Genomic DNA, 20,076 nt, shown 5'->3' on the forward strand with positions numbered 1-20,076 from the left:
CTTTGTAACCGTGTGCTGAAAGGCCCGCGACAACTATACAGTCTGTCAGAAGGCCTGGCCGATGCCGGCATAGATGCCATAAGATGTGCCATTGTCATATTTCTTCAACGGCACGGCAACATCGAGCCTGATCGGGCCGAAGGGCGTAGCGTAGCGCAAGCCCACGCCGGCACCAATGCGCAGGTCGGACCCGTCGGGCAAGACACTGTCGGTGACGCTGCCCATATCGAGGAAGGGTACGACACCGATCGTATCGGTGATCTTCACCCGCGCTTCGAAGGAGGCGGTCACGTAGGAGCGCCCGCCGGTTTCGTCACCGTGCGAGTTATAGGGCGAGATTTCCTGATAGCTGTAACCGCGCACCGAGCCGCCGCCACCGGCATAGAAACGCCGGGTGGCGGGAATGTCCTCAATGCTGTTCGCACCCAGCAGCGAGCCCGCAGCCAGCTTTCCGGCGAAGACCACGTTGTTGTTGGCGCCTATGCCCTTGTAACCGGTGATCGAGCCCTCGAAGGAGCTGAAAACCGTGCCGCCCATTGCCTCATAGCTCGGCTTGGCGCTGATGGAGGCGCGAAAGCCTTCCGTGGGGTCCAGCTTGTTGTCACGCGTGTCCCGGACGTATTCGAGTGGGATCGCCACCGTCAGGTAATTATGTTTTCCGAAAGCATCGGTAGTATCGGATTCATAGGAAACCTCGCCGCCGGCGGATACCGTATCCTGATCGTTGATTTCATAGGCGAGTCCGCCGCTCACCGTCGCGGTATTGGCGTCGTAGGCGTCCGGATGCAGGCTTTGCATCTTGAGGCCGGCCGTGAAGGTCGCGGAAGGATAGAAGGTCGCCGGCCTGACATAGGTAATGCCGGCGGTGTAGTCGAGTTGACCGACATCCGTGGTCTCGCCGATGCGCGATACCGACCCTTCGATGCGTAGCGAATCCGCGCGTCCGGTCAGATTGCGGTGCCCCCAATAGCCCTGCAGGCCGAAGCCGTCGATGGTGGAATATTGTGCGCCGACACCGAAGAAGCGCTGCTTGCCTTCCGACACCTCGATGGTCGTCGGAATGCTGCCATCCGGCGCCAGCTTGTCGGCCTCGCGGATGGTGACGCTGGAAAAGACACCGAGCTTTCTCAGGCGATCCGATGCCTTCTTCAGCTCATCGGGCGAGTAGGGCTTGCCTTCGTTGATGCGGGCATAGCGCTTGATGAAATCCGGATCGACCGACTTCTGGCCGGTGACGCCGACATTGCCGAAGGGAGCGACAGGACCGCTTTCAACCTTCAGCGATACGTCGACGGTATTGCTCGCATGATCGGCGACGACATCGCGCTTGTCCAGCTTGGCGAGCGGATGACCTTCGTTCTTGAAGTCGGCGACCATCTTGTCGCCCGCCTTCAGAATGGTCAGTGAGCCGGCATCGCCGCCGCGCATGAGGCCATAATTGGCCGGATCCAGCCTGGCGGCGTCACCGAGCAGGTTGATCTTCCCAAGTTTGAAGACCGGGCCGGGATCGACGCCGATCGTGACGACAACGGGCTTGGCGCGGCTGAAGGTCGGTGTCGGCGGCAAGGCATCGAGGGGGGTGCCGTTGATGGTGATGGTGACCACGCCGCCGTAGCGGGCCTTCTCGTAAAGTGTGGCTATCAGGCGATCGCGGTCGTCACGCGCCTTCACGACGACGCCGAGGTCGCCGGAGACCGGCTTGTCCTTGTCGGAAATCAGCATCGAGCTGTCGTTCAACGCTTCCTTCAGATCCTTGTCGAGATTGTCGGCCTGGAAATCGACCGTGTAGCGGACGGGATCGGACACCTGATCAGCCGTTTCGTCTTCGCCCCAGAGCTTGATGCCGAACAGCTTGAATGCAAAGGCATTTTGGGCGCACACAGGACCGAGCGCCAGCACTGCCGCAACCGCTGCCACGGTTCCTGCCCGCCGATACGCAATACTCTTTCTCGGTTCAGTTCTTTTATGCATACGCCGCTTTACGGTTACATGAGAACTTACTCAGTTTGACGTTTCCCGGGAGTTAACGCGCGGCCACCATAGAGGCAAAAGTCCCTCAGGTGTACCGTTTTGGAGTCAAAAACGGGGAAAAGATAACCTTTTGCGGGTGAAAAGCCCGCGTTTCAAGGCGGGATTTCACATATTAGGGCCGGTTGAAGAATGGCGCATCGGAGTTGTCCTTGCGGGCGCCGGTCTGGCTGCTGTGCCCACGTCAAACCCTCCGTCGCCCGAATAAAAAAATCCCGGGCTGTAGCCCGGGACCTTCCAAATGCGATGAAAAATCGATCAATAGCCGCCGTAGCCGCCGCCATAACCACCGCGATAGCCGCCGCGCGGGCAATCGTCGATATAGCGACGTCCGTAACGATCGCGGTAGTAGCACTGGCCGGGCTGTTCCCGGACGCTGCCGATGACTGCACCGGAAAGGCCGCCAATTGCGGCACCAACAGCTGCGCCGCGGACGTTACCGGTCACGGCTCCGCCGATGATCGCGCCGCCTGCTGCGCCGATGCCTGCGCCCTGTTCGGTCGGCGTGCAGCTTGCGATAGACAAGCCGACCAATGCGAGCATAAGAACTTTCTTCATTTACTCTCTCCAACGTTAGTTAAGCCGAACCTCGGCCAACGTCGTCCCAATTCTTCAGCTCCACCACGATGGGCTGTCTTTACAGTCCTGCAACAATAGAAAATATCGTGCAAAATATGATTGTCTATTGGTGGATAGCAGTTTTTTTATTGCTGAAAAAAGGCGGCGTCCTGTCTGGAGAAGAAAACAGCTTGCCGCCAGGCAGAAAATCCACCTCCTCTCTAAAGTAGAGGTTGATTGGATTGCGAAAAAGTCAAATGATGCTCCATGCCTCTGGAGGAGAGGCGAGGAGGAAAATATGGCAAAAGTGACTTTGACGGTGAACGGCCGTTCGGTCAGCGGCGAGTGCGAGGATCGCACGCTGCTTGTCCATTTCATCAGGGAAAAACTCGGCCTGACCGGAACCCATGTCGGCTGCGATACCAGCCAGTGCGGCGCCTGTGTCATCCATATGGATGGCAAGTCGGTGAAGAGCTGTTCGATCCTGGCCGTTCAGGCTTCCGGCTCCAAGATCACAACCATCGAGGGTCTGGCCGCCAATGGCGAGCTGCATCCGGTTCAGGCTGCCTTCAAGGAGCATCATGGCCTGCAATGCGGCTTCTGCACGCCGGGCATGGTGATGGCATCGGTCGACATGATCAACCGCCATGGCGGCAAGCTTGACGAGAAGACGGTGCGCAACGAACTCGAAGGCAATATCTGTCGATGCACCGGCTATCACAATATCGTCAAGGCGGTGCTTTCAGCCAATGCCGCAATGAACGCCGCCCAGCAGGCGGCCGAATAAATTCCACCGAGATCGTCTGGCTAAACGCTTGGACTGTGATCTTGGCGGATTGCCGGGCCCGGAACCCCAATGGAGGATGTGATGGGCGTTGAAGGCATTGGTGCGCGCGTGGCGCGAAAAGAAGACAAGCGATTTCTGACGGGCAAGGGGCGATACACCGACGACATGGTGACGCCGGGCATGAAACATGCCTATTTCGTCCGCAGCCCGCATGCGCATGCAAAGATCAAGAGCATCGATGCGTCGGCGGCACTCTCCATGCCGGGCGTGATCGGCGTGCTCGATGGCAAGCAGCTGCTTGATGACGGCATCGGCAATCTGATCTGCGGCTGGATGATTCATTCCCGCGACGGCTCACCGATGAAGATGGGCGCCTGGCGGCCGCTGGCGGTCGATACCGTGCGCTATGTCGGCGATGCCGTCGCCATCGTCGTTGCCGACAGTCTTGGCGAGGCACGCGATGCGGCTGAAGCCGTAGCGGTCGATTATGAGGAACTGCCTGCCGTCGTCGAGGCAGTTGACGCGCTGAAAGTTGGCGCACCGCAGATCCATCCGGAAGCGGCAAACAACCTGATTTTCGACTGGGAGCTTGGCGACGCGGCAGCGACCGACAAGGCGATTGCCGAGGCCGCGCACGTCACCGAAATCGAGATCCACAACAACAGGCTTTCGCCGAATGCCATGGAGCCGCGCGCCACACTTGGCATCTACGATGCGGCCGAGGACCACTATACCTGCTACACCACAAGCCAGAACCCGCATGTGGCCCGGCTCGTCATGAGCGCCTTCTATAATGTCGCGCCGGAAAACAAGCTGCGTGTCATCGCGCCGGATGTCGGCGGCGGCTTCGGCTCGAAGATCTATATCTATCCGGAAGAGATTGTCTGTCTCTGGGCGTCGAAGAAGACCGGCGTGCCTGTGAAATGGACGGCCGACCGCACGGAGGCCTTCCTCACCGATGCGCATGGTCGCGATCATGTTTCCAAGGTCAAGATGGCCTTCGATGCGCAAAATCGCATGACGGCTCTGAAAGTCGACACGATCGCCAATCTCGGCGCTTATATGTCGCTCTTTTCCTCGGCGGTGCCGACCTATCTCTATGCGACGCTGTTGTCGGGGCAATATGCCATTCCGGCGATCCACGCCAATGTCCGCACGGTTTATACCAATACCGTGCCCGTCGACGCCTATCGCGGGGCAGGGCGGCCGGAGGCGACCTATCTGCTGGAGCGCACGGTGGAAACGGCGGCGCGCGAACTCGGCGTCTCGCCGGCGGAACTCCGGCGGACCAACTTCATACGCTCGTTCCCCTACCAGACGCCCGTGATCATGAATTATGACGCCGGCGATTACGAGGCTTCGCTCAACGCGGCCATGCAGCAGGCTGATTGGGCCGGCTTTCCGGCCCGTAAGGCGGAAGCCGCCCGTCGCGGCATGAAGCGCGGCATCGGCATGAGCTGCTACATCGAAGCTTGCGGCATCGCGCCCTCGCAGGCGGTGGGATCGCTCGGGGCAGGCGTCGGCCTCTGGGAATCGGCAGAGGTGCGGGTCAATGCCGTCGGGACCATCGAGGTGCTCACCGGCTCTCACAGCCATGGACAGGGGCATGAGACGACGTTCGCGCAATTGGTCGCCGATCGCCTCGGTGTGCCGATCGACAGCGTCTCCATCGTCCATGGCGATACCGACAAGGTGCAGATGGGCATGGGTACCTATGGTTCCCGCTCGGGCGCCGTCGGCATGTCCGCCGTCGTCAAGGCGCTCGACAAGGTGGAGGCGAAGGCAAAGAAGATCGCCGCTCACCTGATGGAGGCCGACGAAAGCGATATCGTCATCGAGAACGGCGAGTTAAAGGTCGCGGGTACCGACAAGACGCTGCCCTGGTTCCAGGTGGCGCTCGCCTCCTATACCGCGCACAATCTGCCCGCCGGCATGGAGCCGGGCCTCAAGGAAACCGCCTTTTACGATCCGGCGAACTTCACCTTCCCGGCAGGCTGCTACATCTGCGAGGTCGAGGTGGACCCGGAGACGGGCAAGACGGAGATCGTGCAGTTCGTCGCGGCCGACGACTTCGGCAATATCATCAATCCGATGATCGTCGAAGGACAGGTGCATGGCGGCATCGCGCAGGGCATCGGCCAGGCGTTGCTGGAAGGCGTGCATTATGATGAGAACGGCCAGCTGCTGACGGCGAGCTTCATGGACTACACCATGCCGCGCGCCGACGACCTGCCGTCCTTCCAACTTTCGCATCAGAACACGCCGTGTCCGAACAATCCCCTAGGGATCAAGGGATGCGGCGAAGCAGGCGCCATCGGCTCGCCGCCGGCGCTGATCAACGCCATTACCGATGCCATCGGCAACAACAGGCTGAACATGCCGGCGACCCCGCTCAAGGTATGGGAAGCGGCACGGGCCACGGCCTGAAACGAGAGGAGGATAGGACTATGTATGCAACGAATTACCATCGCGCCTCCTCGGTCGACGAAGCCGTCAAGCTTCTGTCGAACACCGACGAGGGCAAATATGTCTCCGGCGGCATGACGCTGATCGCCACCATGAAACAGCGTCTGGCGTCGCCGAGCGATCTCATCGATCTCAGGCATATCCCTTCGATCAAGGGGATCCGCGTCGATGGCCGCAGGGTCACGATCGGAGCGGCGACCACCCATGCGGAGGTTGCCTCCTCTGCCGCCATCCGCGCGGTCTGTCCGGCACTCTGCGACCTTGCCGGCATGATCGGCGATCCGCATGTCCGGCATATGGGGACGATCGGCGGCTCCATCGCCAACAATGATCCGGCGGCGGATTACCCCTCGGCGATGTTGGCGCTGAAAGCCACCATCGTCACGGACCGGAGGCAAATCGCGGCCGACGATTTCTTCCGTGGCCTGTTTGAGACGGCGCTGGAGGGGGCTGAGCTCATTACCTCCATCGCCTTCGACGCGCCGGAGCGTGCAGGCTATGCCAAGTTCCCCAATCCCGCTTCGCGCTATGCGATGACGGGGGTCTTCGTCGCCAAGGGGGCAGGTGGGGTGCGCGTTGCCGTCACCGGTGCCGGTGCGGACGGCGTGTTCCGCCATGCCGAACTGGAGCAGGCGCTTGCGGCGAACTGGCTGCCGGATGCGGTTACCGGCGTAACGGTCGATCCGTCATCGTTGCTTTCCGACCTGCATGCAACGGCCGAGTATCGCGCCAATTTGATCAAGGTCATGGCCAAGCGTGCCGTGGCTGCGGCATAGATTGCCGCAAATAAGCTCGGAGCGGCGGAGTTTACCCGCCGCTCCGGAGAGAGTGTTTCCAGCATGGTTTCGATTGTCAAATTGATGTGATTGGCTATTCTTGTCTGGAATTGTTCAAAATTAGGGGCCATTTGCCGCAGCGGGCGCGAAAGCAATGCGGAGGGGTTGACGTGTGATCCGGCATTCTCGAAAACGGTCGCACGGTACTGGAGCATATGATGGATTTCGAAGCATTTTTTAAGGGCGAGCTGGAAGGTCTTCACAATGAAGGCCGCTACCGGATCTTCGCAGATCTGGAACGCCGCAGTGGCAATTTCCCCCGCGCTATCAGGCATACCCCGAACGGCCCGCAGGAAGTGACCGTCTGGTGCTCCAACGACTATCTTGGCATGGGTCAGCATCCGAAAGTGATCGAGGCGATGAAGCAAGCGATCGATCACTGTGGCGCGGGTGCGGGAGGCACCCGGAATATTTCTGGCACCAATCACCACCATGTTCTGCTCGAGCAGGAGCTTGCCGATCTCCACGGCAAGGAATCTGCGCTGATCTTCACCTCCGGCTACATCTCCAATTGGGCGACGCTCGGCACGCTCGGCGCTCGCATTCCCGGCCTCATCATCTTCTCGGATGCGCTCAACCACGCATCGATGATCGAAGGCATTCGCTATGCGAAGTGCGACAAGGTCATCTGGAAGCACAATGACCTGCACGATCTCGAAGCCAAGCTGAAGGCCGCCGATCCCAAGGCGCCGAAGCTGATCGCCTTCGAGAGCGTCTATTCCATGGATGGCGATATTGCCCCCATCAAGGAGATCTGCGATCTCGCTGACAAGTATGGCGCGATGACCTATCTCGACGAAGTACATGCCGTCGGCATGTACGGCCCGCGCGGTGGCGGCATTGCCGAGCGCGAGGGACTGATGGACCGCCTGACCGTCATCGAGGGTACGCTCGGCAAGGCGTTCGGCGTCATGGGCGGCTATATTGCCGCTTCCACCGCGCTCTGCGATTTCATCCGCTCGTTTGCGTCAGGCTTCATCTTCACGACGTCGCTGCCGCCGGCTCTGGCCGCGGGTGCCGTCGCCTCGATCCAGCACCTCAAGGTCAGCCAGTTCGAACGCGCCCGCCATCAGGACCGTGTTCGCCGGCTGCGCGCGCAGCTTGATGCGGCCGGCATTCCGCACATGCCGAACCCGAGCCATGTGGTTCCGGTCATGGTCGGCGATGCGGCCAAGTGCAAGTGGATTTCGGATCTGCTGCTCGACGCCGGTGTCTACGTCCAGCCGATCAACTATCCGACAGTGCCGAAGAAGACCGAGCGCCTGCGCATCACGCCGACGCCGCTGCATTCGGATGGCGATATCGAACAGCTGGTGGGTGCGCTGCACGCGCTCTGGTCTCGCTGTGCGCTTGCCCGGGCTGTTGCGTAAGGGACGAATTCCTCTTTCTGCCGGGCCGCTGTGGGCTTCTGCCAAGCTGCTGTAAATTGTAAGCTTATACTTACGTATTACGCAGCTTTCTCCCGCTGGGCGACGAGCACGGCGGCACGGCTGCGTGCTTCCGCGTCCGCGGCAAAGACGGCATCCATGGTGTCGGCGCTGCCGGTCGCGATCATCTCCTCCATGACGGCTTCGGCAATATCGGCCATTTCGAGGAAGCCGATGCGGCCATCGACGAAGGCGTGGAAGGCGATTTCCTCGGCCGCATTCATGACAGCGCCCTGAAGGCCGCCGCGTTCCAGCGCCGTGCGGGCAAGGCGCAGCGCCGGGAAACGCACTTCATCCGGCGCCTCGAAGTCCAGCCGGGCGAGCTTGGCGAAATCCAGGCGGTCGACGCTGAGCTTGGTGCGGGCGGGATAGGTCAGCGCGTAGCCGATGGCGGTGCGCATGTCGGGACAGCCGAGCTGCGCCAGAATGGAGCCATCCGTGTAGCCGACCATGGAATGAATGACGGATTGCGGGTGGACCACGACTTCGATCTGATCGGGGCGCACATTGAACAGGTGCTTGGCCTCGATCATTTCAAGCGCCTTGTTGAACATCGAGGCGCTGCCGATCGAGATCTTGAAGCCCATCGACCAGTTGGGATGGGCGCGGGCGATCGCAGGCGTGACATTGGCCATCTGCTCGCGCGTCCAGGTGCGGAAGGGGCCTCCGGATGCGGTCAGGATAATGCGCTCCACCGCATGCTGCTGGTCGTCTTCCAATGCCTGAAAAATGGCGCTGTGTTCGCTGTCGACCGGGATCAGCCGTCCCCCGCCCTCAGTAACGGCGCGCACGAAGAGATCACCGGCGGAGACGAGACATTCCTTGTTGGCGAGCGCGATATCGGCGCCGCGGCGCGCGGCCGCCAGCGTCGGGGCAAGGCCGGCGGTGCCGACGATCGCCGCCATCACCCAGTCCGAGGGCATCGAAGCGGCTTCGATCAAAGCCTTCTTGCCCGCGCCGACGGCAATGCCCGACCCGGCCAGGGCATCCTTCAGTTCCTGATAGCGTTCTTCATTGGCCGTCACCGCAAAAGCGGCGCCGCAGGCCTTGGCCTGCTCGGCCAAAAGCTCGATATTGTCATGTCCGGTGATGGCGGCGATATCGAACGCATCTCGTCCGCCAAGCTGGGCGATGACGTCGAGCGTGTTCTGGCCGATGGAGCCGGTCGAACCCAATATCGTCAGGCGGCGACGCGCCTTGCTGGCGGTGTTCATTCAGGTATCCGCATTTGCTGCTATTCCTCCAAGGCTCTACAGGGGATTGCCGGGAGCGGCAAGTCCGGAGCCGTGCAACCGCACCGCTGGCGGCGCACGCGAAAAGCGAGCGCGCAATTAGTCATATTTTTTTCAATCTCCATTGAACCAAATGCAAACTGCTGCGTTTTCTGACCACCTGAGTGCGGAGGGCGACGAATGGTTTTCAAGGCGGCAACGTTTCACGGCATGGAGCTTTATCTGGAAAACGACCAAGCCAGGCGCTCGGCGCTGGAATCCGCCGTTGCCAACGCGCTCGCCGTTGCCGGCGGAATCGATGCTTCCGATGTCACCGTGATTGCGGCAGGCCAGGAAATCCGCCTGCACGGATCGGTCGCGACCTATCAGGAGGTGAAGCGGGCAACCGCGGTCGCCGAGTCCATTCCTGGCGTGCGGTTGGTGAGGAACAGGATTGCGGTGGGGTGATGGCAGGGTTTTAAGTTCGCGTTCATGCCGCGCCCGATTGGATCTATACAGCGCCGTTGATATTAAACGGGTTTTTCGAACGCAAACGGTCGAATTTTACAGCGAAGTGCTTGCCCTGTCGACAATAAGTCGAGCTTCCCAAGCTTATGTTATTGAGGCGAGATCAACGCTTCAAAATGCTAACTGGAATGCCAAACTATGGCTGTTGTTGAACGGAGCCAAAGTTCGAGCCTTCTCCTTCGAATAGACCTGAGAGGTGGCTTATGAACATAGTCAATTGCGGCGTTCATTAGCATTATGCTTCCTCCACCAACTCCGAGAATGATCGAGTTGCTATCTATTACAACAGCACCTTCGCACCCGGTCATTCGAGCTCCACCAACCAAAATTCTCCTTCCGGAAGGTGCAACAATCTCGAACTTCTGGGCATCACATTCTATGCTATGTCCGCGATAGCTCATGTTCATTTGTTCAACAAAAAGGGAAGATGGCGGATCGGTGCGGATTTTTAAGGCGATGCTTCCCGGTGATTCTCTGATGATTATCTGCGGCCCTACGATTTCAGCATCCCAGTTGCCATTGCGGATCTTCCACTCATTATCTTGGATGCTGAAAATCACTTTACCGGCCGCGTCTCGCATTTCGGCGTTAAGTCGAAATGGAGCGCCTGGCTCTTCTGGATCATGAATAGCTAGCATCTCTTTGCCGAGGACTGTGATGATGCTTTTGCAAGATTTAACGACAACCGGGCCAATTGTAATGGTTGGGCTATCGGAACCAACATCGAAAGCCCCGAAGGAAAATCCTGCCTTCTTGGCGATTGGGTCGAGGGCTGCCTTAGCGACCGATTCTTTTGATCTATGACCGCGTGTTACCTCTTCGTGATGGCTCGCACATAAATAGGTCATCTTAGAAGGATCGTGCTCCTTTGCTTCCGAAAAGGGAGGATCGATATGCTCGTATTGCCCAATGGCTTTTCCGCAAATCACGCATCCAAAGCCAGCATTTTGTCGAATCTGTCGCTTTTGACCGGAGGTAAGGGAAGATCGCTTCAGTCCAAACTTATTTGCTTTGTTCTCGCGCATTTGTCGCAACATTGAGAGTTAAATAATGCCTATGGTAGAACCTGTGTCCTAGGAAATTCAAGGCCGACCTTCCGACGCGCGGCGCAGTTCAATTTACAGCCAAATGTTTGCGAGCCTGCAAAAGAATCTAGTTTTCGTCTTAGACACATTTCCCAAAACCATAATCATTGTGCGAAATGGCTTTATGTCCAATCTTTTACCAAGTGACTGAAATCCTTAAATTGAGATATCTCGCTCCTGGCAATCGCTATAATCTGCCGCGTGCTAGGGGATTTCCGAACACCCTCACATCGATAGTAAATTTCTCAGGATTTCGACGCATCTCATCCCATATGAAATTCGGAACAGCGTGGGGCCAATCGAGTATACTGTGCTGGCCTCCTTGCCGATTAATAAGACCCTTTTCGATGAGTCCTACTAACCGTGCATCGGCATATTGCGCAGGAAAGACTTGCGTATTCGTCATGCAGAGAAAGGCCATTATTTGATGTTCGTGAGCTGGTAGATCGTTAAGGCGAGCCAGGCGCTGCAAGCGATCTTTTCTCGCCGCACGCCCTGCTAGCAACCGTGTACCTGTGGAAATAAACTCACGAAGGGCGGCCGTGCAGCATACCGCTGCAGAAAACACAGCGAGGATAAACGCTAGCGTTAGGAGCCAATCTGGCAAATGCGCGACGTAAGTCACTCCCATATGTGCCGCCAACAGGATCGCGCAGCTGCCTAACCAAATGGCAAAAGCGATGGGCCATGCTACACCCATAGCTTCCACAAAATCTTTGAGAGACGGTAATCCGCTCATAATTCGGTCCGCTGATAGTAGGTAAACGCGCACTCCCGTCTATGTGGCGGACTTTTTTATCTTTTACAACTGCGGCTCGGTGCGGATCCAATGCCGATGTAATAATATCATGCGCTACCGAATTTCCGCTAATGGCTGAAAACACCTGTAAATGCTGGCAGTTCTGGTAAACGGGTCGGCGCACGAGAACCAGGTCAAGAATGATATTAAATCAGTGAAAACAATGGTGATCTCGACGCGATTCGAACGCGTGACCCTCAGATTAGGAATCTGATGCTCTATCCTGCTGAGCTACGAGACCACTCGGCATGATCCATACAAAAGCAAAGGCCCGAAGCCAAGCCCTTTTGCGTCGTGGAGACAATCTGTCTTGAGCGTGTGTCCCGCGCGGCTTTGAAGGCGGCGCGGGAGCATCGGTGAGAAGCCTCAGGCGTTGAGGCGCTGTTCGGCGAGGCGCACCCAGTAGGAAATGCCGTGGGCGATGGCTTCGTCGTTGAAATCGTAGGCCGGGTTGTGCAGGCCGGCGCTGTCGCCGTTGCCGACGAAGATGAAGGCGCCGGGGCGGGAAAGCAGCATGTAGGAGAAATCCTCGCCGCCCATCATCGGGTCGATATTCGGGATGACATTGCCTGCGCCCGCGATTTCCTCGGCCACCGCAATCGCGTGATCGGTCTCGTCGGCGTGGTTGAAGGTGACGGGGTAGTTGCGGTGGAATTCGATCTCGACTTCAGCGCCGTGGCTCGTCGCGATACCTGTCACGATCTGCTTGAAGCGCTGTTCGGCGAGATCGCGCATCTCGGGGTCGAGCGTGCGCACCGTGCCGGCGAAGCTCGCGTCGTTCGGGATGACGTTGTGGGCATTGCCGGCGTTGAACGTGGTGACGGAGACGACGACCGATTTCAGCGGATTGGCGCTGCGCGAAGCGATAAGCTGCAGGTTGGAGACGATCTGCGCGCCGATGGCGATCGGGTCGATCGTCTTGTGCGGCATGGCGGCGTGGCCGCCGAGGCCCTTAATGGAGACGGTGAATTCATCCGTCGCCGCCATAATCGCACCCTTGCGGATGGCGAAGTGGCCGACCGGCAGGCCCGGCATGTTGTGCATGCCGTAGACTTCGGCGATCTGGAAACGCTCCATCATGCCGTCCTTGACCATGGCGTCGCCGCCAGCACCGCCTTCTTCGGCCGGCTGGAAGATGACGGAGATGTTGCCGTTGAAATTGCGGTTCTCGGCGAGGTATTTCGCAGCACCCAGCAGCATGGCGGTGTGGCCATCATGGCCGCAGGCATGCATCTTGCCAGGCGTTTGGGAGGCATAGGGCTTGCCGGTGATTTCGGTGAGCGGCAGGGCATCCATATCGGCGCGCAGACCGATCGTGCGCCCTTCACCCTTGCCGCGGATCAGGCCGACGACGCCGGTGCGGCCGATGCCGGTCACCACCTCGTCAACGCCGAAGGCACGCAGCTTCTCGGCTACGAAGGCGGCCGTATTCTCAACGGCATAGAGGAGTTCGGGATGCGCATGGATATGGCGGCGCCACTCGGTTACTTCGCCCTGGAGTTCTGCGGCTCTGTTCAAGATCGGCATATGCTGATTTTCCTGCTGCTCAATATCGATTCTGGTTCAACCTGCGGGTCCTTGGCACAGCCTTGGCGGGCTTATCGCGGCCCTTGCGGCGTGCCATCGGGAAATAAAGTCGTCAATCGCCTTTGCCTTCTCCTAGCCATATAGGTTAAATAGACGAAGCTTTCGAGAAAATTCCGGACTTCTGAAGGATAGATCGTGCCGACGAAGCAGAATCGTTTGTATGCCGCCCTGCGGCTCGTTCCTGTGGCCGCAGCAGCATCCATGCTTTTCCTGTCGACCGCGCAAACGGCCGGAGCCAATCCGCATATTCTCGTCGATGTCAGCACGGCGCGCGTTCTCGACCAGCAGGAGGCGTTTCGCCGCTGGTATCCCGCCTCGCTCACCAAGCTGATGACGACCTATGTGACCTTCCGAGCCATCCAGTCCGGTCAGATCAAACTTGATACGCCTGTCGTCATGTCGAAGCTGTCAGCCGCCCAGCCGCCGGCGAAGATGTACTTCAAGCCCGGGCAGAAGATGACGCTCGACAATGCCTTGAAGATGATGCTGGTCAAATCGGCAAACGATCTCGCCATGGCGGTTGCCGAAACGGTCGGTGGTTCGCAGCAGGGCTTCGTGGCGCGGATGAATGCGGAAGCCGCGCGCCTCGGCATGCGCGACTCGCATTTCATCAATCCGAACGGTCTTCCCGGCAAGGGGCAATATACGACGGCGCGTGATCTTGCGATCCTCAGCGTGGCGCTGCGCCGCGAGTTTCCGCAATATGCCGGCTATTTCTCGCTCGAGGGCTTCACCAACGGCGTCAAGCAGGTGCCGAACATCAATATGCTCATCGGCCGCTTCGACGGCGCCGATGGCATGAAGACTGGTTTCATCTGCGCGGCCGGCTTCAACCAGATCGCCTCGGCAACCCGCAACGGCCGCACGCTGATCTCGGTCGTTCTCGGCACCGACAGCCTGGCGGCGCGCGCCGACGATTCCGCCAATCTCCTGGAAAAGGGCTTCCAGAACCAGCTGTCCACCCGCGATACGCTGGCGACCCTTAGGCCAGATACGCCGGTCACGGCCGATGTCGCCGATGTCACGGCCGACATCTGCAGCACCAAGGGCGCACAGGCGCGCAGCGAAACTCGCGATCCCTTCGGCCGCACCAAGGTACAGTCGCCCTATATCCACGAAATGGATCATGAGCCCAATTTCGTCTATGCCGGCCTGATCGGCGGCCAGGATATCGCGACGGCCGCCAAGGGCGACAAGGATGATGTTACGGCTAGAGGCGACAAGGCGACCAGGGACAATAAGATCGCCATCTCCGGCGGCGCGTCCAATGTGCCGGTCCCGATGCCGCGGCCCACTTTCTAATATCGGACAGGAATCATGAGCGTTTCGCAGCAAAGAGTGCCGGTTGCCATCCTGACCGGTTTTCTCGGTGCGGGTAAATCGACCCTGCTCAACCGCATCCTCAAGGACGAGGACATGCGCGACGCGGCCGTCATCATCAATGAGTTCGGCGATGTCGGCATCGATCATCTGTTGGTGGAAAGCTCCGGCGATTCCATCATCGAGCTTTCCGATGGCTGCCTTTGCTGCACGGTGCGCGGCGAGCTGGTGGATACGCTGGCGAACCTGATGGACGCGATGCAGACCGGCCGCATCCGGCCGCTGAAGCGCGTCGTCATCGAAACAACCGGCCTTGCCGATCCCGCTCCGGTCATGCAGTCGATCATGGGCAATCCGATCATCGCCAACAATTTCGATCTCGATGGCGTCATCACCGTCGTCGATGCCGTCAACGGGCTGCAGACGCTCGACAATCACGAAGAAGCGCGCAAGCAGGTGGCGGTTGCCGACCGCCTGATCGTGTCCAAGACCGGGATTGCCGGCGCCGCGCCGGAAGCGCAGCTGGAGAGCCGGCTGAGGGCGCTCAATCCGCGCGCGCAGATCCTGAATGCCGACAGCGCCGAGGCGGGACGCGTCGCCATTCTGGTTAACGGCCTCTACGATCCCGCGTCCAAGATCGCCGATGTCGGCCGCTGGCTGCAGGATGAACTTGAGGCGGACGACAATCATCACCACGACCATGATCATGACCACCATCATGGCGATCATGGTCATCATCACCATCATGGGCACCACCACGGTCATCGGCATCAGCACGCTCATGATGTCACCCGCCATGACGGGTCGATCCGCTCCTTCTCGATCGTTGAGACGCAGCCCATCGATCCGATGGCGCTCGAAATGTTCATCGATCTCCTTCGTTCGGCGCATGGCGAGAAGCTCTTGCGCATGAAGGCGATCGTTGCCGTGTCCGACCGGCCGGAGCGTCCCGTCGTGCTGCATGGGGTGCAGAATATCTTCCATGCGCCGGTGCGGCTGCCGGCCTGGCCCGATCCAGAAGACCGGCGCACGCGCATGGTCATCATTACCAAAGATCTGCCCGAGGATTTCGTGAAGGGCCTGTTCGACGCCTTCCTCAGCAAGCCGCGCGTCGATACACCCGACAGGGCGGCGCTGGAGGATAATCCGCTCGCGGTACCGGGGATGAAGTTTTAGTTTCAGCCTTTGATATCTGGCAACCCGCTTCGCTCTGGAAGCTCCTTCTCCCCGCTGGGGAGAAGGTGGCCCGAAGGGCCGGATGAGGGGGCTTTCCGATTTGAATTCATGGACTTTCGTGCTCGTGGCGGATACCCCCCTCATCCGCCTGACGGCACCTTCTCCCCGCAGGGGAGAAGGGGTGTGCGGCAGCGTGCCTGCCTCATATGCAATTGCCTTCATGGTGAGGCGGGAGCTTAGCGACCCTCGAACCACGAGGATGGCGACCGCTCGCAAATGGTCACGCCTTGCGGATCACGAAGCGATGGCCGCTTTCCGTCTTCTCGCTTGTGAGAAGCGTGTGGCCTTTCTCGTTGCAGAGATGCGGGATGTCGATGACGGCGAGCGGGTCCGTGGTTTCCACGGTCAAGGTCGTGCCGCTTGCCATGGCGCGCAGGCGCTTTTCCGTCTTGATCGCCGGATAGGGGCATTTCAGGCCGCGCAGATCGTAGATCTCGGTATCCGGACTATTCACTCTTCGCCCAGAACTTCCAGAAAGGCGGCTTCTTGGCCTCGGTCTGCGCGGTCTCGACGGCCGGGTTCGGCGCGTAGGCGAGCGCATTGAGGCCGGGGTTCATCGGGTTTGCCGCCGGGATTGGCACGTTCGCGGGAACGTTGGCCGCAACGACCGGGCCGGCTGCGGGCTGCTGCGCAGTCGCTAACGGGGCGCCTGCCGCAGGGCTTGCTGCCGCCACGCGGATACTTGCCGTCGTCGGATTGCCCGTTGGGCTGGCAACGGTGCCGCCGCGCGCGATCTGTTGCGCCGACTGGTTGGACATCATCGATTCGAGGTCGGCAACCTTCATCATCTTGCCGGCGGCAAGGGCGGTCCCTGTGGGAGCATAGGCGAGATCATGGCCCTTGCGCTGCTTGGCGACGACGGCCTTGCGCTCAGCCTCGGTCGGGTCGTACCAGGCCATGCCGTCGAACTTCTTTGAGGCCATGGCATAGTCAGCCTGGTACTGCTTGTCATAGGTCGCAAGCGCCGTCTGCAGAGCAGGCGGCGTGGTCATGACAGGGCATTTGCCGCCGGCGTTGAAGGGGCCGCTGGCCTGCTGGTTGAAGACGTATTTCTTCTCGCAGACCTCGACCTCGGGCGGGCGCTTGGTGACTTCGAAATTGTCGTAGCCGACCTTCAGCATCTTCCAGAATTCGATATTGGGGCTGAGGCGGTGCTTCCACATGTTTTCCGCCGTCATGCGGAAGGGGAAGGCTTCGAGCTGAACGGCCTTCTGGCCGCCCTTGAAGGCGTCGCGCGCGAAGGCATAGATTTCCAGCACCTGCTGGTCGGTCATCGAATAGCAGCCGGACGACGAGCAGGCGCCATGGATCATCAAATTGTTGCCGGTGCGGCCATTGGCGGCATCGTAGCGGTTCGGAAAGCCGGTGTTGATCGCGAGGTAGTATTTCGAATTCGGGTTCAGGTTGGCCGGCGTCAGCATATAGAAGCCTTCCGGTGCTTGCCGGTCGCCTTCCTTCACCTTCGGGCCGAGACGGCCGGACCAGGCGCAGATCTTGTAATCGGCGATGACTTCGAAGCGGTTGCTCTGGTTCGCCTTCAGGATCTCCATCACGCCTTCTTCCTTGAAGATGCGGATCATGATCGGCGAGTTGCGGTCCATGCCCTTCTTGGCCATGTCGGCGAGGATATGGCTCGGAAGCGGTTGTTCGACCTTGTTCTTCACCTTCGACAGGTCGATCGACGCGGTGTCCAGCGCGTCGTTGCAGCCGGCGAGCGCCAGTGCCATCAGGGAAACATAGGCAAGGTGACGAATGCGCATTCTGACTTGGTCCATAAATGCGAAGAGTGGCAGCTCGATCTGTTTCGCCACTCCCCTCGAAGCATGAAACGGAATCATAGACGGCTTATACTTGAAAATTCCTTACCAGCCTATGACGTGCCCGCAGCGCGTCGGCAAGCTTTTCTTTGCCATAATAGCTTCGATAACGGAAATGTGGCCAAGGTTTGGCCTCATTTCCGTTTTTCGCGATCACTTTTTCTGAAAACAGCTTAGAGATTGCGGCCGATGTTGAGGAATTTCTGGCGTCGGTCGTTGCGCAATTGTTCACCCGAACGGCTGGAAAGCTCTGCAAGCGCGTTCGCAATCGTTTCGCCGGCCGCGCTTATCACCGCGTTCGGATCGCGATGTGCGCCGCCGACAGGCTCGGAGATGATGCCGTCGATCACGCCGAGACTTTTCAGATCATCGGCAGTTATCTTCATATTGGTGGCGGCTTCCTTCGCGCGCGTTGAATCGCGCCATAAGATCGAGGCCGCACCTTCGGGCGAAATCACGCTGTAGATCGAATGTTCGAGCATATAGACGCGGTTGCCCACGGCAATCGCGATGGCACCGCCCGAACCGCCTTCACCGATCACGATGGAGACGATCGGTACCTTCACGCCGAGACACATCTCGGTCGAGCGGGCAATCGCTTCGGCCTGGCCGCGTTCTTCCGCCCCGACGCCCGGATAGGCGCCGGCCGTGTCGACCAGGGTGATGACGGGCAACTGGAAGCGGTCGGCCATTTCGAGGATGCGGATCGCCTTGCGGTAGCCTTCCGGCCGGGCGCTGCCGAAATTGTGCTTCAGACGGCTCTTGGTGTCGTTGCCTTTTTCCTGGCCGATGAGGGCGACCGGCTGACCGCGGAAGCGGGCAAAGCCGGCCTGGATGGCGGCATCCTCGGAAAATTGACGATCGCCGGCAAGCGGCGTGAATTCCGTAAACAGCGTACTGGCATAGTCGACGAAATGCGGGCGCTGCGGGTGGCGGGCGACCTGCGTCTTCTGCCAGGCGTTAAGCTTGGAATAGATGTCGACCATCGCCTCGCGGACGCGGCTTTCAAGCCGCCCGACTTCCTCGGACGTATCGATGCTTTCGTCTTCGCTCGCCAGTTTCTTGAGCTCGTGAATCTTGCCTTCGAGATCCGAGATGGGTTTTTCGAAGTCCAGATAATTGTGCATGAGGTGCGTTTCCGATCCTTTTGCCCGTGACGAGAGATGGCGGCTTGAGCCTGTATGCCGGTCCTAATCCTGTTTTTTTGCCTGTTTGGCAAGGGGGTGATGCGTTTGGACCAGCTGATGAAGGCGTTCTTCCAGCACATGTGTGTAGATTTGTGTCGTCGAAATGTCCGAATGACCGAGAAGTTCCTGCACCACGCGCAGGTCTGCGCCGTTGGCGAGAAGATGGCTCGCGAAGGCATGGCGCATCACATGCGGCGAAATCATCGAAGGCGTCAGGCCGGCCCGGATGGCAAGATCCTTGAGATCACGCGCAAAGACCTGCCGCGGCAGATACCCCTGCTTGGACGCGGCGGGGAAAAGCCAGGGGCTTTCCGGCAGCGGCTGCTTGGCGTTGGCTGAAATGGCGGCCTGTAGGCGCCCATAGGCCTTCAGGGCCGAAATGGCGGTCTGCGATAGCGGCACCAGCCGCTCCTTGTTGCCTTTGCCGCGGATCATCAGGAAGCGTCCTTCCTGATCCAAGACTTTCGCCGGCAGGGAGACGAGCTCGCTGACGCGCATGCCGGTGGCGTAAAGCATTTCCAGAAGCACCAGCATGCGCAGGCGCTGCAGCTGATCGGGCCCTTCGACCGTCGCTTCCCGCTCCGCCCGGGTCAGAAGCTTCGTCACCTCATCGACGCCCATCGTCTTCGGAAGGGCGCGGCCTTTCTTCGGCGCATCGAGAATTCCGGTGGGATCGTCCGTGCGCAGACCTTCGGCATAGAGGAACTTGTAGAACTGCCGCATGGCGGAGAGGCGACGTGCCTGGGAGGATGGCTTGAAGCCCTGGCTCGACAGGCTGGAAAGATAGGCGACCAGATCACCGGGGCTTGCCTCCGTCAAGCGGACGCCCTGCCCGGAAAGAAAGGAATGGAGATCGTCGAGATCGCGCTCGTAGGATTGCAGCGTGTTGACGGCAGCACCCCGCTCGGCGCTCATCATCTCTAGAAAGGCTTCCAGATGCACTCGCCCCAGATCTCTCTTGCCCGCTCGTATATTCTCAGCTGGCGCGCTCATGGTTTCAACGCGCCTGTCGTCGGTGGATTGAGGCGCTCGGGGGCAATGCGGATCGTCACATCGCGCGGCTGGGGATCGACGAAGAGCACGAGAGCCCACATCGCTCCATATATCGATCCGGCGATGACCGCGCAGATGACAAGGAAGCGAAACAGGGTGGGCATTCGAAGACTCTCCTTCGCCATTCAGTGGCGCGGCGATGCGCTATAAT

Annotated in this window: 17 protein-coding genes and 1 tRNA gene; 7 read left to right on the forward strand and 11 right to left on the reverse strand. The window is 59.5% G+C overall.

The genetic code is table 11. The annotated features are described in order from the left end of the window. Positions 1 to 45 precede the first annotated feature (45 nt). The gene (locus tag FHT85_RS19405; protein WP_112412656.1) at positions 46 to 1,971 is read right to left on the reverse strand and encodes an autotransporter assembly complex protein TamA; all 1,926 of its coding nucleotides are present in this window, start codon (positions 1,969 to 1,971) and stop codon (positions 46 to 48) included. A gap of 315 nt (positions 1,972 to 2,286) precedes the next feature. Then, on the reverse strand, positions 2,287 to 2,586 hold the full coding sequence (locus FHT85_RS19410) for a YMGG-like glycine zipper-containing protein (protein ID WP_112336410.1): 300 nt from the start codon (positions 2,584 to 2,586) through the stop codon (positions 2,287 to 2,289). Positions 2,587 to 2,884: 298 nt separating this feature from the next. Here FHT85_RS19410 and FHT85_RS19415 point away from each other — a divergent pair, with 298 nt between their 5' ends. From FHT85_RS19415 to hemA, 4 genes are all read left to right on the forward strand, one after another. Continuing rightward, complete coding sequence (locus FHT85_RS19415) at positions 2,885 to 3,373, forward strand: (2Fe-2S)-binding protein (protein WP_112400529.1); 489 nt, start codon at positions 2,885 to 2,887, stop codon at positions 3,371 to 3,373. Between the two features lie 81 nt (positions 3,374 to 3,454). Further along, a complete protein-coding gene (locus FHT85_RS19420) occupies positions 3,455 to 5,800 on the forward strand; it encodes a xanthine dehydrogenase family protein molybdopterin-binding subunit (protein WP_112412657.1) in 2,346 nt (781 codons plus the stop codon). 20 nt (positions 5,801 to 5,820) lie between these two features. Next, complete coding sequence (locus FHT85_RS19425; protein WP_112412658.1) at positions 5,821 to 6,615, forward strand: FAD binding domain-containing protein; 795 nt, start codon at positions 5,821 to 5,823, stop codon at positions 6,613 to 6,615. 218 nt (positions 6,616 to 6,833) lie between these two features. Continuing rightward, complete coding sequence (gene hemA / locus FHT85_RS19430; RefSeq protein WP_112412659.1) at positions 6,834 to 8,045, forward strand: 5-aminolevulinate synthase; 1,212 nt, start codon at positions 6,834 to 6,836, stop codon at positions 8,043 to 8,045. Positions 8,046 to 8,122: 77 nt separating this feature from the next. Here hemA and dxr read toward each other — a convergent pair whose 3' ends face one another. Beyond that, positions 8,123 to 9,316: a 1-deoxy-D-xylulose-5-phosphate reductoisomerase gene (dxr, locus tag FHT85_RS19435; RefSeq protein ID WP_112412660.1), complete on the reverse strand. Its 1,194-nt coding sequence runs from the start codon at positions 9,314 to 9,316 to the stop codon at positions 8,123 to 8,125. A 198-nt stretch (positions 9,317 to 9,514) separates the two neighbouring features. Here dxr and FHT85_RS19440 point away from each other — a divergent pair, with 198 nt between their 5' ends. Next, on the forward strand, positions 9,515 to 9,781 hold the full coding sequence (locus FHT85_RS19440) for a BON domain-containing protein (protein ID WP_069612897.1): 267 nt from the start codon (positions 9,515 to 9,517) through the stop codon (positions 9,779 to 9,781). Positions 9,782 to 9,960: 179 nt separating this feature from the next. Here FHT85_RS19440 and FHT85_RS19445 read toward each other — a convergent pair whose 3' ends face one another. The 3 genes from FHT85_RS19445 to FHT85_RS19455 all read right to left on the reverse strand — a co-directional run bounded on the left by FHT85_RS19445 (position 9,961) and on the right by FHT85_RS19455 (position 13,252). Continuing rightward, positions 9,961 to 10,866, reverse strand: coding sequence for an HNH endonuclease (locus FHT85_RS19445; RefSeq protein WP_162709786.1), 906 nt, complete (start codon positions 10,864 to 10,866; stop codon positions 9,961 to 9,963). 1,023 nt (positions 10,867 to 11,889) lie between these two features. Beyond that, positions 11,890 to 11,966: transfer RNA gene (locus FHT85_RS19450), tRNA-Arg, on the reverse strand. 125 nt (positions 11,967 to 12,091) lie between these two features. Further along, positions 12,092 to 13,252 (reverse strand): M20 aminoacylase family protein, encoded by a 1,161-nt coding sequence (locus FHT85_RS19455; protein ID WP_112412663.1) that lies wholly within the window; start codon positions 13,250 to 13,252, stop codon positions 12,092 to 12,094. Positions 13,253 to 13,447: 195 nt separating this feature from the next. Between FHT85_RS19455 and FHT85_RS19460 the strand changes: the two genes are divergently transcribed. Further along, positions 13,448 to 14,614, forward strand: coding sequence for a D-alanyl-D-alanine carboxypeptidase family protein (locus FHT85_RS19460; protein ID WP_112412664.1), 1,167 nt, complete (start codon positions 13,448 to 13,450; stop codon positions 14,612 to 14,614). 15 nt (positions 14,615 to 14,629) lie between these two features. Further along, positions 14,630 to 15,808: a CobW family GTP-binding protein gene (locus FHT85_RS19465; RefSeq protein ID WP_112412665.1), complete on the forward strand. Its 1,179-nt coding sequence runs from the start codon at positions 14,630 to 14,632 to the stop codon at positions 15,806 to 15,808. Between the two features lie 280 nt (positions 15,809 to 16,088). On the opposite strand, the gene FHT85_RS19470 is transcribed toward FHT85_RS19465, so the two are convergent. The 5 genes from FHT85_RS19470 to FHT85_RS19490 all read right to left on the reverse strand — a co-directional run bounded on the left by FHT85_RS19470 (position 16,089) and on the right by FHT85_RS19490 (position 20,029). Then, positions 16,089 to 16,322 carry a sulfurtransferase TusA family protein gene (locus tag FHT85_RS19470; protein WP_112412666.1) on the reverse strand — a complete coding sequence of 78 codons (234 nt, stop codon included), beginning with the start codon at positions 16,320 to 16,322 and terminating at the stop codon, positions 16,089 to 16,091. Further along, positions 16,315 to 17,628 (reverse strand): murein L,D-transpeptidase family protein, encoded by a 1,314-nt coding sequence (locus FHT85_RS19475; protein WP_112336502.1) that lies wholly within the window; start codon positions 17,626 to 17,628, stop codon positions 16,315 to 16,317. Before FHT85_RS19475 ends, FHT85_RS19470 begins: the two co-directional genes overlap by 8 nt. 230 nt (positions 17,629 to 17,858) lie before the next feature. Next, positions 17,859 to 18,812 (reverse strand): acetyl-CoA carboxylase carboxyltransferase subunit alpha, encoded by a 954-nt coding sequence (locus tag FHT85_RS19480; protein ID WP_112336422.1) that lies wholly within the window; start codon positions 18,810 to 18,812, stop codon positions 17,859 to 17,861. 63 nt (positions 18,813 to 18,875) lie between these two features. Beyond that, complete coding sequence (xerD, locus tag FHT85_RS19485; protein ID WP_112412667.1) at positions 18,876 to 19,865, reverse strand: site-specific tyrosine recombinase XerD; 990 nt, start codon at positions 19,863 to 19,865, stop codon at positions 18,876 to 18,878. After that, a complete protein-coding gene (locus FHT85_RS19490; protein ID WP_015341347.1) occupies positions 19,862 to 20,029 on the reverse strand; it encodes a hypothetical protein in 168 nt (55 codons plus the stop codon). Before FHT85_RS19490 ends, xerD begins: the two co-directional genes overlap by 4 nt. Between the last annotated feature and the right edge of the window lie 47 nt (positions 20,030 to 20,076).

It is taken from the genome of Rhizobium sp. BK312, from assembly GCF_014193605.1.
Taxonomy (GTDB): domain Bacteria; phylum Pseudomonadota; class Alphaproteobacteria; order Rhizobiales; family Rhizobiaceae; genus Rhizobium.